Source organism: Microbulbifer sp. NBRC 101763 (assembly GCF_040371615.1).
Classification (GTDB): domain Bacteria; phylum Pseudomonadota; class Gammaproteobacteria; order Pseudomonadales; family Cellvibrionaceae; genus Microbulbifer; species Microbulbifer variabilis.
Map to the genome: position 1 here is coordinate 275,315 of NZ_BAABQV010000006.1, position 13,362 is coordinate 288,676.

Genomic DNA, 13,362 nt, shown 5'->3' on the forward strand with positions numbered 1-13,362 from the left:
ATCAGCTTGCGGGTGGATCTTCGTCTGGGGGTATGGGTGATATAATTGAGTGTGTAGATACTCATTTAGCTCGCCCGGTAGTTCTTAAGTTACTTAAAGATGGTGAAGAGGATCGAAGGTTATTAGATGAGCAAAAAGCGCTAATTAAGGTGCGGTCGAAACATGTTGTGCAGCTTTACGATGTGGTGAATGTGAGAGGAGCTTCAGGGGATAAAGAGGCTCTTGTGCTCGAGCATATAAGTGGATCTGATCTGAGGGTAGGATCGTTTTCGCCAGGACTAGATTACCTTAAAACTCTTTGGCAAATAGCATGTGGGCTTTCAGAAATTCACGAGGTTGGAGTAATACATCGTGATATTAAACCGAATAATATTCGTGTAGATGCTGATAACGTGGTGAAGATACTTGACTTTGGCCTTGCTCGGCCGGAAGGAGTTGAAGCTCAAACAGCTCATGTTATTGGCACCCCTGTATTTATGGCTCCAGAGCTATGGCAAGGTTCAAATATTAGTTTTGATAAGGCGATTGATGTATACGCATTCGCTATTACAGCACTTGCACTTTTGAGTAATCAAGTTCCGCCTGAATTATATCAGCAGCCCCCAATTCAAATTGAAGATGGGAAGCTCAATGATTATTTAGCTGGGGTTCCTGAGGATGTTGTCAGTGTAATTGAGCAGTGCCTCAACTCTACACCAGAAAATAGACCTAGCATTAGGGGGGTTGAGGAGGTAATTAGGCGTCATTTACTTCGTAATCGACACAGAGCCCTACTTGTACTTGGCGACCAGACTCATGAGATTAATGCATCCTCTCCAGGAGGAGTGGTTTCCTCCGGCTCATTGGGTTCTCTTGGTATTCATTATGACGGAATCCATTTTCTTGTGAAAAGTGTATCTGGACAAGTCACTGTGAATAATGAGGCCGTTATTATAGGTGATAGGTTACCATCTTGTTGTGTTATCACTTTTGGCTCGAATTCTGGAAATAGAAAGTTCGTTACGTTTGATGTATCTAACCCTGAGGTGACAGCATGATATCGATTGGCGAAACTATTGGCGGGCGATATGAGGTAGTTGCGCATGTTGGCAGAGGGGGGATGCAGGAAGTTTACCGGGCTTATGATAAATTACTGGGTATAAATGTTGCCTTGAAAACACCTCAAACAGTCCAGTCTGCAAAGAGGTTCAAAGCTAGTGCACAAGTTGCTGCAAAAGTTAATCACTACAATATTGCGAAAACCTTAGATTACTTTGTGGAAGGTAATGCAGAGTATCTGATTGAAGAGTTTATTGATGGTGAAACACTAGATCAAAAACAGCAAAAATTGGGCATTTTAGACCCCCACCTTGGAGCTAGGGTACTGCACCACCTTGCCAAAGGCGTCGCTGCTTCGCATAGAGTGAATGTTGTGCATAGGGATCTAAAACCGAGTAACGTCATGACCGCTAAGGGTGTGAATGTCCATAGGCTAAAAATCACTGATTTTGGTATTGCAACGCTGACTAAAGAAGTATTTGACGATGCTGCGGAACAAGGGGACATCACACTCTCTAACTCAGGAACCATTAAAGGCGCATTACCCTTTATGGCTCCGGAAATGATGTTTAGACAACCAGGAGAGAGTCCAGGCAAAAGCGTCGATATTTGGTCTATTGGTGCAATGATGTTCAAGTTGCTAACTGGAGAATACCCCTTTGGCGTTTATCTTACTGCGGCTGTAAATGTTCAGGCAAAAAAGCGTGAGCCTTGGCCTGAATTTATGACTGGCAATACTCAATTAGCACCTTTAGCCCGGGAACTACAGTCGGTTATAGATAAATGTTTAGAGTATGCTCCAGAGAATCGCCCAGATGCCAATGATATTGTAGGAATGTGTGAAGAGCTTTGCTATCTAGCTGTGGAGAGGCATACTGGATCAGTCAGTAACTTAATCCAAAATAACTATAGTGGCTTTATTTCTGGAGGCGAAACTACTTTCTTTAGTATGGAAAGTGTGTATGGAACGCGGAGGCCAAATCTTGATAACAATCGACGCGTATGTTATTCAAGTTTTCCTGGCAGCCCACGACCTAGAGCACACCCAGTAATAGTGATCGATGAATAGCAAGCCTTTATCGAGTTGATGTTATGTGTATCTGGTAATCTTAGATACCCATGGGCTGCAAAATTAAAACATGTATACAAGATTTTGGGTGATTCTGGAAGTTCTCAAATTGGGGAAAGTGGCCATTTACGTTTCTAGAATTATTTTTCGACGCTCTTTATTTCTGATTTGGATAGAGGGGATATGAAATGCTGGGGATTTTGGTTCAAGCTTTAGAGAACTTTGTTTTGAATGGAATGTCAGGTGATCCTGAGCGTTGAGCATTTGGAGTAGGGCTACATTAAAAAGTAGCCGAAAAAGCATCAGCAGTCGCCAATGCTGTGTACCCAACGTTAATTGAGCTTGCTAAAAACTTGTTGTACGTCCCCACCTAACCCACCAAGTCTTTGACAGGAAACAACTCATTACACCCTAAGATCTACCGGGCAGAAAATTATGTCAATGGCGTGAAGACTTGAGTTTTTTTCTTTGATGAGGGTGCCGAAATTTTAGTGCTTGGCAAGACATTGCTAGGATGAAGTTGCGGGGGCGAAGTAAACCAATCTAAAAATTTATCTAAGTCGGTAGGTGTTGGCTTGGCTGAGCGCTTATGACTCCGCTTTAGTATAGAGCGATCACTATTAATTTCATCTTTCCATGGGCTTTTTTGTATAGCTTTCTCGCAAAGTGAAAGGTATCCATCAAATGTGTAGTATTTATCGGAATCTAAGAAATAGTGGCAAGATTGAATGTGGCGTTTGTGCTGAGGAGATAGAGTTCGACTCAGGCTATAGCCTAGGATAAGCAATATTTTTTCTATAATGCCTAGATTTGCATCATGTGTAATTCCAAAGTTGTATTGTGAAACTCTCGATGAAATTTCGTACCATCTCTCATGTTGTTGATTTTCTCTCCACTCTTCACTTTGAAAAAATCTAACTATCTGATATTTGAGTTTAAGGATTCTTTCATCCCACTTTTTGTCAAATTCGTGTTTTAAATTTTTTGTATCTTCCCCAGAAACTTCTAGGGATGGCCATACATCTTTGGCGCGTTGGATATATTGACCCCAGTCTCTTGGTTTTTCTTTATCCAAAATAAGCAATGCGGATTTAAGCCCCTCTTCACGAAGAATCGACTTAAGCTTGCGATCTTCTTCGTGGAAGTCACTAATAAAGGATTGGCCTTCACTAAATATAACTTGGCTGAAAGTAATGATCTCTTCGTGCCAGCTATAATCAATAATATTGTTGTTTATTTCCGGCTTCCAGATTTTAACTCTTAGGGTTAACTGGTTGTCCTCTATTGATTTGGAGCTTAGTTTTTTGTTGAAAATAAACCAATTCCCTCGATTGGAAAACGCTATATCTTTTTGAACCTGTTTCACTTTTATACAGTCTTCAGAGAAGTTTTTGGAGACTATTTCACTGTTTTCGGCGCTTACCCAAATGAGCTTCCAGCCTTTTTCCTGATAAAATTTCTGTCTCCTATAAATAGTTTCTGGTTTCTCACTTCTTAACTGTATCTCAAATGCTATATCTTCATTCATATACCGAGCGTGAATATCAGGTTTAGCTCTTTCTGTGCGATCTTCATTGAAAATAAAATGGTGGTCGATATCAATGACCTCCCAATCTTTTAGGTAAGTAAGTGTGTCGACGATTAGTTGTTTCATTTTTTTGTGAATGCTCCCCTCTTTAATGCCATTGTATATCTGGGCTTTATTCTTTTGATCGTACTTCCATTTGCAGTCAATACCTTTTGGGTGCTGGAAGTGATATCTGTGACTGTGAGGAGAGTTTTCATCGGGGGTGGCATGGAGAATTACTTGCTGGCGGCATGCATAACAGACAAATCTACGGACGCTACGTTGCTCTCTAAACTCCTGAATTTCATGCAACTCAAAAAGTTTATTAAAGCTAGAGGCAAGAAATTTGTCTTGGATATAGGTATCTATAATAATTGGAATTTGAAAATTTCTCTCATCCATGATTAAAACCCTCAATTAGAATGTCAATCTTTGAGCTTCCTCATAAGAGGGTGGGATACTTAGAGCCTTAATTCCCACAAAAATCGATATGCTTGGCAGTAGCAAAGGAAATCAGCTGTTTGTAGGCCTGCTAGCTTCCGCATAAGTAAGCCAGGAGCCTTTGAGCCCATGCCAACCAGTCGACCCTGAGAGTGTACCACCACCATTATGGAGACCAAAGGTTGAAGAGAGGTGCCAATTACGCGATAAGTATTGGTTTAGGAGGAACTTCATCTCTGATTTAGCAGATAGGGGCAAGAAATACTGGGAATCTGTGTTCAGGCCTTGGAAAACAGTGCTGGAATGAGATGCCGAGCCACTCTAAGATAGAAAACATGCTTTTGGCAATACAACTTCGTTGGCTGGGATTTACTACTGGGACAGAAGGGAAGAATACACTGCACTCGAGACGCGCTGTGAATACATCCCTGTAAACTCGTAATCGGCATCTATGCCTCATACAGTCCCGAGCGCAGTGTATTCTTTCCTTCCCTTCCCCTTTTTAGTAAATGCCGACCACTCCAGTCCGCTAGCTCTAAATAGTGATCCAGCTAAAAGGGTAGCCCTTTCGGCAAATTCAAACGCTCATCGCCGACAAACGGAATTAGATCTTTAACCCTTACGGAGAAGTACGCAGGAAATTCCAATATAAATTGAAACTGGCAGTGTTGACTGAAATTTCCCTATTCGAAAATGTAAAAATATAGGCGCGAAAATAATCTTATTGGAATTTATTCAGTTTGTTTAAATCTCAAAGCTGCGTAAAATCGATAGATATTTTTGGTATTTTGGCCGTAATTGAGCGAGCCGATTAAAAACGCTTCAGAAGTTTGAATAGTTTTGAAAGCTTCGAGAGAGCCGAGAATTTTCTAAAAGACCCATCCCTCAAAGGAGAACGGTAGCGTGACGTAAGAGTAAGTAAAAGGCGCTGACCCAAGGTGCTAGGAACACCCGGGGCCAGCTAACCAAATTGATAATATGAGTATCAAAATGGCTATATGGATAATACGCTAGAAACCCGCTCGTCTTCAATAAAGTGGAGTACATTCAGCAGCTTGGGGCCAATTCCCAAGCTCTGGAAGCCTAGCGCCCGCCTTTTCCTCTTCTCTGCCTACCGCCCCCGCGCACCACCCCATATTTCCTCCAAACGTTAAGCCCAAGCTTCCCCACCCCGGAAGCGCCCAAACTTTGACCATTGAAGGAAATAAGTATGTTGATCTTAAAGCGACGGACAGGTGAACTTCTAAGGATTGGAGCAAATGTCTCAGTCACAGTGCTGGAGGTGAAAGGCAATCAAGTGAAGATAGGCATAAGTGCCCCCAAATCACTCCCCATCCACCGTGAAGAAATCTATGTGCGGATCAAAAAGCAGCAAAAAGCAAAGGCCTGAATATCCTAAAAAGGGTAGGGCAACTTGAGGCACCGAATAATTGAAAAACGGAATTCCAAGCAGAATCATTGCGCCTCTATTCGGTAGGCGATATACGCGCTCTGATTCGAATGCCTCTTGGGTGCCAAAGGTGATTTGGTGGTGAGTTCGGAGCGGCCATGCTGGTGTCTTGGAGGTGTTTAACAAGCAGCCCCTCTTAGCCGACTGGAGGAGAGGGTAAGCAAGCCTTGTCAGCGCCATAAGACGTGTACTCAATGCTTGGCTTGCTATACACAGATCCTCCACATGAATATTGCCGAGCCCGCCAGCTGTTGAAAGCGGCTTTCAGAGTTGCGCTGAAGACAGAGCCTACGCCCTGCCAAGATACCTAGCCTTTCGATGATGGAGGAATATTCCCATCAATGCCCTCTAGCTCTAGTGAGCCGAGTCAGCGACCAATCCAGCTGCCAACAACGGAAGTTCCACTTTTGACGGAATCTGAATTTTGGTTTTTCTGCTTCTCGCAGCCCATTCTTTCCTGGATGGAGCCTCAAGCGGCTCGGCTACCGTGCAAAGTGCCAGTCCGCACCTCTAGCCTTCAACCCTTCACGCTTTTTTGAACCTGTGTAACCACAACCTCCCCAGACTCGATACCGCCACTTATAAAGATGGCAGCAGTAGAGAACCTATTGGCACCGTATGACAAAAATTAGGAAGTCAGTAAGTTCGAGGAAGAAAGGCGAGTGAAGGTGCAGTGTATCGACCTGTGTTTATAAGGTAGTGAAGTTGAGCCATACAGCTTTCGGCGGGGCTTCATCTGGCGATGTGGAGAATACCGTGCGCAAGCGGCTGCTAGGTGAGGGGCTGTTTGGAGGGCTCAAGTGGATGACTAGCCCAATCCACAGATCATCGGTAATGAGCATCCAAGAACGGTTGATATTGAGTGAAAAATGAACAGCTATGCATTTCATAACAAAGATCAGCAGCAGCTTCTCATATTTATTGGTAAAAATCAGTAACTCATTGATATTTAAAGGGTTCCCAAATAGATAGAAAGCAGCGAAAATGCTGAGATATAAAGACACTGCTTTATATCTATTTTGGTTCATTTGCGCTAAGTACAGGTAACTTACTGATTCCTAGAGATTTTTTTTATGCGCGGAGAGAGAAGGGCTTAGAAATATAGAGTAGGGTGATATAAAGAAGCTTCTTTTGAATTAACTGTTAGGAAATCAGGGAGGTTAAAAAGTGAAGAAGTATCTAAGAGCGCTTTTGTTAGTGATTCCATTGCATATACCAGAAGTTTACGGGGGTGATGAATCGGAGAAACTGCTATTAGAAAGTTCTAAGTGTGGACAATTTACAAGTTATTCTGCAATAGAGCACTGCTATACAGAACTCTATGGTAAGAGCGATAAGTCTCTTAACAAAGAGTATTCAGAGGTAATTCAGTACTTAAATGGAATAGACGATAAGGTACATAAAAATAGGCTCGTAAATGCGCAAAGAACATGGATTAAGTTTAGAGATTTGGATTGCGAGTTTTACAGTGACAAGCAACCTATTCGATTGAATAAATGCCTCTCAGAACGGACAATCCAGCGACTAAAAGAGATAGAGATTTTTAATACCAATTATGCCATGGGCTGCAATGGCTGCCCGTGGTGATACTCCTAACAAACGCATGCATTTGACCTCCGCTGCGCTGCGGCAAATGACGCGGGCGTTATAGCTAGTCGAGCATGGAACGATACGAAGTCACAATAAATAGGATCGCTCAAGGTGAAATTCCTATAGAGGAAGGAATAGAGTGGTTTAAAGCTCTCCCAGAAGAGGAGCAGCACAAAGCTCTTCGGGGTATGAACTTATGCATCCACCAATCTCATCCTCGAGAGCCTGAGATTGAAGAAGGTATCAAGTTGTCTGGTTTAAAGGAGACCTACACGCCCTGTGTAATAATGCGTAAGAATACTTTCAATAGCGCACGGGCAAAGGTTTTAGCTTTACCTAGCCATGAATGGCTTAAGGCCTTTAGGCTTTGGCTCGCAATATTTACTATCGCAGACAGTCGTAGAAGATCTACGGATTGTCAGGCTGGTTGCGATCATTGGTGGCACAACCTTGAAATGCTATAAAAAGGTAAGGCTTGGGACGGCCATAAATAGTCGCCCCAGCTCGCAGAGTGAGGGCACTTTACAGCGCATGAATAAAGCAGAAGAAAAAATTGTAAAAAACATCGAAGAATACGGATGTCACGTTACCTCTGTCTTTGACCCGAAAGAAGAAGACCCAAGCTTTACCTATAGTATTGGCATTAGCCAATGTACTGACGCTCCAGAGGTTATTATCTTAGGGCTCAGGAGCGAACTCAGCTCTTGGATAGTAAATGAATACAACCGAAGGGTTACTGCTGGTGAAAAGTTCGAAGAGGGTAAATTTTACGAAGGATTCCTTGATGGCTTCGAAGTCACCTTTGAGGCTGTCGCTACAAAGTATAGAGAAGAATTTATGTTGTCTTGCAATTGGCTCTATAAAGGTAGTTCCTACAGCGCACTTCAACTAATCTATCCAGCTGTAGATGGCATATGGCCATGGGATAACGACTCTAGCGATAGTTTTAAGGCTATTCAACCAAGCTTTCAGGAGCCTGCCAAGTGGGCGCCCTAACAAAGCCATCAACCCGACGTCCACTGCGTCGTTAAGAGGCAAAGTTGAGACTGATTAAATATAGTGTAACCTGGTACTTAATCGGAGCATTTGGCTGGTATTTTGCTGGTGTTGCTATTAGCCTTGTTCAGCACTCAGAAAACCATTTTAAAAGTATGGCCTTATTTTTGAGCCCCATAGTAGTGCCATTCACTTTGTACGATTGTTTAGGTCGTTCACAAAGTAAGTTGGAGGGAAGCGTAGTTTTTATGGGGGTATCCTATACGCTCATTTTTATATTGTTATTTTTGTTGTGGCATCGCAATAAAAATGCCCCTTAACCAGGCCAAGCAGGACTGCCCAGCTGACTGCTGGGCTGGACGGCCTACGCTTTGCTTCGGCCGCCCCTGTTGGCAACGTTATAAATCTTGGAGAGTTTTGTGCTCGGAAAGCTGAATGCAATAGCTACATATATAGCTTGGTTGTTTCTAGGAGGTATGATTGCATCCTTTGTTCTTGGCTACTTCGATGTTCGTTATGAGATGCCCGTCTACCAAATGATCTTTGGCGGTTTCTTCTTGTTTACAATCATTCATTTTGTATTGGCGTTTTGGGTGCGTTGCCCGAATTGCAACAAGTGTTTAACCATTAAAGGTATGCATGGGATTCATCCTGCTTCTATACATAAAAGCTGGTCGTCCGTTGTATTCCACTGGTTTTCAGGTAGGGTAGGTTGCATACATTGTGGTACTACAGTTTCTACAAATGATTTATAACAAGCCGCGGCAATCGCTCCCTTCGGTCGCTGGGACAGCCAAAACACTGCACTTACTTGTCAGCCCCTATGCGGGGCGTTACTGGGCAATATGAATAAATTCAGCACTATGGCTGTCGCCTCTATTTCAGGACTGATTGGATTGCTTGTCGGCTAAGTAGAATTTTTTATAAATCGGAACGTGTATGGTGGAGGTATGTCGGGTTACAAAGCTCTCTTGCTTCCGGGAAATGTATCGCTAATTTATATATGGCATCCCATTTTTACGGAAGAAATCGATTTTTGGACAAAACTTGCACTCCAGTCGCTCGGCCAATTTGGTATTGTTGCAGTAGTGAGCGGAGTCGGCACTAAGCTAGTAAGGTAAGCTGCCCCTGCCGGCGGCGTTAAGGTAATCCATGAATAGACTCCATAAGGCGATTAAAAGTCTGGGCATGATTCGCCTCATTAAACTGAGTGATAGGGAAATCCGCTTGGCCATACTCCTAAAAGAGGAAGATTGGAAACAATTAGCAGCTCCTTGGTGGCGTGGTAAAAGCGCATCTATTGTTGGGGTGGATCTTGATGGCAATTTCATTCTTTATAAAAGCTCCGGGGCATTCATCCTGTGGGATCATCAATTGTCATCAGAGATTCCTATATCCAACAGCCTGGATGGCATGCTTTCAAAGCTGGAGCTGGATTCAAGCAATGTACCTTAACAAGGCAATCAAAGGCGCCATTTCGTGGTTGGACCTACATTCCGCAGCTTCGCTGCTACATTTCGGCCCTTTATTGCGGTGTTATGCAAACCTAGGAAAAGATTATGCAGCCGGATATGACTTTCGATGAAGCAGAAAAAAGAGCTGTCGAAAGTGGCTTGCTTACTGATGAAGAGGTTGAGTCACTAAAGAATTCCCTAATTGAGATGAGGAAATTAGCCGAAAAAAAACGTCTTTCTTATCGGGAAGAAAAAGAAATGGAACGCCTAAGGTATATGTTTGATGACTTGGTGGTAAAGGGGATTCCTGAATTTGAGCATTTGCGCCCCAAACCACAAAGCCTAACAGCTAAGATATTGCCATTTGTAGTTGGGCTAGGGTTGGCAGCAGTATATTTATGGTGGAAAGTTACAAATGTATAACAAGGCTATAGTGCCGCACATGGCGGCGTTATATTTAAGACTTACCCACGTTTAGTAGACACCCTGTATAGTTAGGTTTAGTCCTAACACGGAGGTGTATCATGGGTAAGAAAAGAACTCAGGCGTATACGGAGGAGTTCCGTAGAGAAGCATTTAAGAGAGCGGAAAAGCCTGGAGCAACAACGGCCTCCTTGGCACGAGAGCTGGGCGTCAGCGCACAGCAGATCTATAACTGGCGTCGTCAATTTAATCGACTGTCTGATAAGCAGTTCAATAGTTTAGACGGCTTCAACTATTCCAAACAGGAAAGCGCTGAAGTTCGCAAGCTCAAGAAGGAACTGCATGAAGCACGTCAGGAGGTTGAATTTCTAAAAAAGGCAGCTGCGTACTTTGCGAACCACCAAGAGTAAAGTACGCACTGATACAAGAGCATGTAGGGTCATTCCCGGTTAGCTTGATGTGTCGGTGTTTAGAAGTCTCAAGATCGGGTTATTATCGATGGCGAGGGCGGTTGCCACCTCCTCGCACGATTAGAAAGATACGAACAATCGAGAAAATCCGAGAGACGTTTACTGCGTTTAAAGGTCGTTATGGAGCGCCTAGAATCGCTTGCGAGCTTCGAGAGTTAGGTGAGCCATGTTCACGGAACTACGTCGCTAAGCTTATGCATCAGGAGCATATTAAAGCGAGAAACGGCAAAGGCTTTCGATATAGTCAGCCCGTAGAGGGGAGCATTAATGTCTCCGCCAACTTACTTAAGCGTTGCTTTGATGTGGATCGACCAAATTGCCGCTGGACAAGTGACATTACGTATATCTGGGTTCTGGAGCGGTGGTTGTACCTCGCGGTAGTTATGGATCTGTACTCTCGACGTATTGTAGGTTGGGTATTCGACTCCCAGATGACCGATGAATTGACACGTCGAGCATTGAAAATGGCTCTAGAGCGACGACAAATAAAGCCTGGATTAATAGTTCACTCTGACAGGGGTGTGCAATATAGAGTGGTTGCTGCTTAGGCTTCATCAGCGGAATCTAAGATAAGTATAAATTTTGACAAATAGTGACAGGCATCTTAAGCAATCCCTCTAATCTGCCACTAAAATTCTATTATAGGGGTTCTCAAATTGGTCGACAGCGGTCAAAATATCGACCAGCAAAAGAGTGATTATGATTCTGCCATGTGCTTGGCTTTAATCAGAGATATAAACTATTTGATTTAATGGATTTAGCATGCAAGGTAGATAACATGGCACTTTTTTAGATGCCTTATTATTTATTATTTATTATTTAGATTAGAATATGAAAAAAATATATTTTCTTTGTGCTTTTTTTTCTATTTCAAACAATGCGCTTAGTGCCGAAGTGCCAGTGTCTGAGATCACGTACATTGCTCCCTGGACTCCCTTTGTTGATGTACGGATGAGCACGCCGGCTATAGACCCTGAGAACTGTGGTAGTAGCAGTTCATACCGTATTGATCTCTTAAACGATTCAGGAAGCGAGGCTAAACTGTCAACTTTACTTGCAGCTTTTATGGCCGGTAAACAAGTAGGCTTGAGTATTAGTGGCTGCTTAAGTGGTCGCCCAAAAATAAATGCCGTGCGCTTGTCTAATGTGCAATAACCTGTGTTTGTTCTCCTAATCTACCTCCTGTGCGATCCCTTAAAGCAACAATGAGGGGTCGTCATGCACCTGATTCTACCGTTTTATCTGGCTGCCACGCTGGTCTGACTCTGACGGTAATTGTCAGAGCACACACCATGAGCTCCTAGTTCAGTTCTCCTTGGCACCTGTAACCTTCACCAATGCTAAGCGCTGTAGATACAGGCCTGTGGTTGGACCCTTATACAGGTCAATTCTTTAGTCTGGCGTCCGACTTAGATGTTGAGCACATCGTGCCGTTGTCTTGGGCACATGAGCATGATGGTGCCAATTGGACCGTTAAGCTGAAGCGTCAATTTGCAGAAGACCCTGAGAATCTATGGCTAGTCGATGACGACCGGAACCAAACCAAGGGCGATAAGGGTCCCTATGAGTGGATGCTACCTTATGAACCGGTCCAGGTAATCTTTGTGCAGCGGTTTATGGCGATAGTGGAGAAATATGGACTGAAGTTCTCGCCGGAAGAGTCAACTCAGATATTGGCACTTCTGGAAGAGTAGGGTAGCCATAGCTCTAAGAGATCGTAGTCAGCCTTGGTTCTTAGAGCTATGTCAAAACAGGATCGTTTAATATGGCGGTTTGGTTAGGAATGTTACTCGAGAGCACCATTACCAATGGGTGGTGGTATTAACAGCTTACGCTTTTTGCAACACACCTGACCTCGTCACCTATTACTTCGCAAGTGACGTCAGCTTTCTTGCACCCTTCCAGGCCTGGCATATTTCCTCCCCAATTATTGTATCCTTGCAGGAATTCATTTATTTGCTCAGGAGTTTCAAGTACAAAAGTTCCAGCGAATCCTTTAACTGTCGTTGGTACAGAGTTGTTGTTGGCGTCTTTGGCGCTGCCTTCTATATACTCAAACTCTATTTGGTTGTTATTAATTTCAGAAATTTTGAATTTTGCAGATGATCCGTCCACAAAAACGATTGTTACTGTGATCTCTGCTTCGATTATTCCTGCAATTTCCGTTGCAGCTGTAGCATAGTTACCTATTTTATTTCTTAGGCCAATGTTTTCAGATAAATAATCTGCGATATCATTTCTAGTCTTACTTTTTCCTGACATGTCCCAGGCGCTATTTCCAATTTCAGCTGGAATTTGTATTGGGTCTGTTGTAGATAAATCTATATAGGCAACCATTAAGTTGTCAAAAAGATTTTCAAATTCGCTATCTACACTAGATGGTTGCCCTATTGCAGCGTCTGGCTCCATGCTCGATCCGCTTGAGTTCACACCTATGTATGCTTTAATAACGTCATTGTTAGTGTCAATTATGTAGTATTTCTTACGCCAGTTGTCGAGTGCTACCTCGTTAGCTTTATTTTGATAGCTTTCACAGTTGTTGCACCAATATACGTTTGGTTCATAAAGTTCTGGGGGCATTATTATTATTTGTGCACTAGTGCTGCCAGAAAAAATAAGAGCTAAGAAAGTCAAAAGTCTAGCGATCACGTTAAATATCCTTAATAAACTACTGGTTGAATGGTTCTGTTCCAGAGGCAGCCTGGATTACATAAAAATGAGCCTTCACATCAAAAATTCAACCACTTCTAAGCATTTCGACAATATTTTACCTGAGGTTCACAGTGTGTGGGCTCCAGATGTATTACTCCTAGGTAGTTAAGCCTATAAGTGTCGATGTGCGCAGAATTATGTCAGCTATTTTG

Annotated in this window: 15 protein-coding genes; 13 read left to right on the forward strand and 2 right to left on the reverse strand. The window is 43.0% G+C overall.

Going from position 1 to position 13,362, the window contains the following annotated elements:
* Positions 1 to 32 precede the first annotated feature (32 nt).
* Positions 33 to 1,037, forward strand: coding sequence for a serine/threonine-protein kinase (locus ABWV76_RS16495; protein ID WP_353376625.1), 1,005 nt, complete (start codon positions 33 to 35; stop codon positions 1,035 to 1,037).
* Positions 1,034 to 2,107: a serine/threonine-protein kinase gene (locus tag ABWV76_RS16500; RefSeq protein WP_353376626.1), complete on the forward strand. Its 1,074-nt coding sequence runs from the start codon at positions 1,034 to 1,036 to the stop codon at positions 2,105 to 2,107. The genes ABWV76_RS16495 and ABWV76_RS16500 overlap by 4 nt, the downstream gene beginning before the upstream one ends.
* A 433-nt stretch (positions 2,108 to 2,540) precedes the next feature.
* On the opposite strand, the gene ABWV76_RS16505 is transcribed toward ABWV76_RS16500, so the two are convergent.
* Positions 2,541 to 4,076 (reverse strand): DUF6035 family protein, encoded by a 1,536-nt coding sequence (locus tag ABWV76_RS16505; protein WP_353376627.1) that lies wholly within the window; start codon positions 4,074 to 4,076, stop codon positions 2,541 to 2,543.
* A gap of 1,249 nt (positions 4,077 to 5,325) precedes the next feature.
* Between ABWV76_RS16505 and csrA the strand changes: the two genes are divergently transcribed.
* The 11 genes from csrA to ABWV76_RS16560 all read left to right on the forward strand — a co-directional run bounded on the left by csrA (position 5,326) and on the right by ABWV76_RS16560 (position 12,192).
* Positions 5,326 to 5,505, forward strand: coding sequence for a carbon storage regulator CsrA (csrA, locus tag ABWV76_RS16510; protein WP_353376628.1), 180 nt, complete (start codon positions 5,326 to 5,328; stop codon positions 5,503 to 5,505).
* A 1,227-nt stretch (positions 5,506 to 6,732) separates the two neighbouring features.
* A complete protein-coding gene (locus ABWV76_RS16515) occupies positions 6,733 to 7,152 on the forward strand; it encodes a lysozyme inhibitor LprI family protein (protein WP_353376629.1) in 420 nt (139 codons plus the stop codon).
* 74 nt (positions 7,153 to 7,226) lie between these two features.
* Positions 7,227 to 7,619, forward strand: coding sequence for a DUF5958 family protein (locus ABWV76_RS16520; RefSeq protein WP_353376630.1), 393 nt, complete (start codon positions 7,227 to 7,229; stop codon positions 7,617 to 7,619).
* A 67-nt stretch (positions 7,620 to 7,686) separates the two neighbouring features.
* The gene (locus ABWV76_RS16525) at positions 7,687 to 8,151 is read left to right on the forward strand and encodes a DUF4262 domain-containing protein (RefSeq protein WP_353376631.1); all 465 of its coding nucleotides are present in this window, start codon (positions 7,687 to 7,689) and stop codon (positions 8,149 to 8,151) included.
* A gap of 419 nt (positions 8,152 to 8,570) precedes the next feature.
* Positions 8,571 to 8,906: a hypothetical protein gene (locus ABWV76_RS16530; protein ID WP_353376632.1), complete on the forward strand. Its 336-nt coding sequence runs from the start codon at positions 8,571 to 8,573 to the stop codon at positions 8,904 to 8,906.
* 397 nt (positions 8,907 to 9,303) lie between these two features.
* Positions 9,304 to 9,606: a hypothetical protein gene (locus tag ABWV76_RS16535; protein ID WP_353376633.1), complete on the forward strand. Its 303-nt coding sequence runs from the start codon at positions 9,304 to 9,306 to the stop codon at positions 9,604 to 9,606.
* Positions 9,607 to 9,710: 104 nt separating this feature from the next.
* Positions 9,711 to 10,028, forward strand: a complete 318-nt coding sequence (locus ABWV76_RS16540; protein WP_353376634.1) for a hypothetical protein — start codon at positions 9,711 to 9,713, stop codon at positions 10,026 to 10,028.
* A gap of 101 nt (positions 10,029 to 10,129) precedes the next feature.
* On the forward strand, positions 10,130 to 10,438 hold the full coding sequence (locus ABWV76_RS16545) for a transposase (protein ID WP_353376635.1): 309 nt from the start codon (positions 10,130 to 10,132) through the stop codon (positions 10,436 to 10,438).
* Positions 10,439 to 10,449: 11 nt separating this feature from the next.
* Complete coding sequence (locus ABWV76_RS16550; protein WP_353376757.1) at positions 10,450 to 11,046, forward strand: IS3 family transposase; 597 nt, start codon at positions 10,450 to 10,452, stop codon at positions 11,044 to 11,046.
* A gap of 283 nt (positions 11,047 to 11,329) precedes the next feature.
* Positions 11,330 to 11,653 (forward strand): hypothetical protein, encoded by a 324-nt coding sequence (locus ABWV76_RS16555; RefSeq protein WP_020413309.1) that lies wholly within the window; start codon positions 11,330 to 11,332, stop codon positions 11,651 to 11,653.
* A 182-nt stretch (positions 11,654 to 11,835) separates the two neighbouring features.
* The gene (locus ABWV76_RS16560) at positions 11,836 to 12,192 is read left to right on the forward strand and encodes a GmrSD restriction endonuclease domain-containing protein (protein WP_353376636.1); all 357 of its coding nucleotides are present in this window, start codon (positions 11,836 to 11,838) and stop codon (positions 12,190 to 12,192) included.
* 127 nt (positions 12,193 to 12,319) lie between these two features.
* On the opposite strand, the gene ABWV76_RS16565 is transcribed toward ABWV76_RS16560, so the two are convergent.
* Positions 12,320 to 13,147 (reverse strand): hypothetical protein, encoded by an 828-nt coding sequence (locus tag ABWV76_RS16565; RefSeq protein ID WP_353376638.1) that lies wholly within the window; start codon positions 13,145 to 13,147, stop codon positions 12,320 to 12,322.
* Positions 13,148 to 13,362: the final 215 nt, after the last annotated feature.